Genomic DNA, 1,139 nt, shown 5'->3' with positions numbered 1-1,139 from the left:
CGACACTGTCGTGTAGGTGATCGTGTCACCTATCTTCGGGGACGCATTGTCCACGGTGCGAGTAAATGTGTAGGCACCAGAAGTTGCGGTCTCGGCAGTCGCGACTCCCGCGCCCAACGCGCTTGCACCCACGGCCAGAGCGATCACCCCCAAACCAGCTCCGACGGTGGACAGACCACGATTCCTCGATCCAAGCTTTGCCACGAATAATCTCCACTCTTAGAGGTTCCAGGACAACCGAATTCATTGATTACTGGAACTTGTTGCAACCCGACTCTCGAAGTACGATACAGTCGACCTGGACATTCGCCCAGCTTTTCGCCGAAATAGTCGACAATCAGTTAACGGCAGGCAATCAACATCGAAAAAGTCCTCTCAATTCGGACTTTTCCGTAAATTCTGCCGAACTGATACATAGGCAAGCGTCCGATAGGTTTCAATGGTTACCGCGGCGCAACCTTTGAAGAGTCATCCCATCGCCGTCAGCGTGAACCCCTCGAACGGAGAATTTCATGTCACGTTTTTCAATGCGCAAAACACTCACCGGAATCGCAATCGCTGCACTTGCCACCAGCGGACTCGTGATGACCGCAGGCACCGCGAGCGCCGATGCCACCCACCCGTCCGCGGCAACGGTCAACTCCTCCAACGTCCGAATCACCAAGAGCATCGTGGGCGACGGCGAAGTTGCACCCGGCGGCAAAGTCACCGTGCGCACGGTCATCTCCACAACAGGCCACCCCGAGCGTTACGTCGACCAGTTCGTCGACCGCTACCCCGCCACGTTCAAGTACATCCAGGGCACGGCAACGGTCAACGCGTGGCACTTGATCGGCGGTCAGAAGACCGAATCCGTCACGCCTTCGGTTGACACTGCCGCCCGAACCGTGAATGTGCCCAGCACCGGCTGGCTGATCTCACCCACCGGAAGCAAGACCGTGACGATCGAGGCGCAGTACCTCGTCGCCGACGATGCACCGATCGGCTCGTACCAGGAAATGTCGAGCTCGATCGGTATCTCGACGTTCAATACCGAACAGAACATCAGCGGCGTCTACGCCAAGATCCGCGCCAAGAACCCCGGCGAGGCGGCCGCATCGGGCTCGGCAGATCTGGGCTTCGGCTCTTCTGACGGCGAG

1 protein-coding gene and 1 pseudogene are annotated in these 1,139 nt (G+C 58.3%); one reads left to right on the top strand and one right to left on the bottom strand.

The annotated features are described in order from the left end of the window. Positions 1–204: pseudogene (locus tag AC0B9F_RS38360) on the bottom strand (hypothetical protein); the annotation flags it as partial. 308 nt (positions 205–512) lie between these two features. On the opposite strand from AC0B9F_RS38360, the gene AC0B9F_RS38355 reads away from it, so the two are divergent. Next, positions 513–1,139 (top strand): hypothetical protein (locus AC0B9F_RS38355; RefSeq protein ID WP_472010464.1); only part of this gene is annotated, 627 nt, incomplete at its 3' end.

It is taken from the genome of Streptomyces sp. NPDC097129, assembly GCF_055668065.1.
Note: the sequence above shows the minus strand (reverse complement) of the source record. Positions and strands in the feature narration are given on the sequence as shown.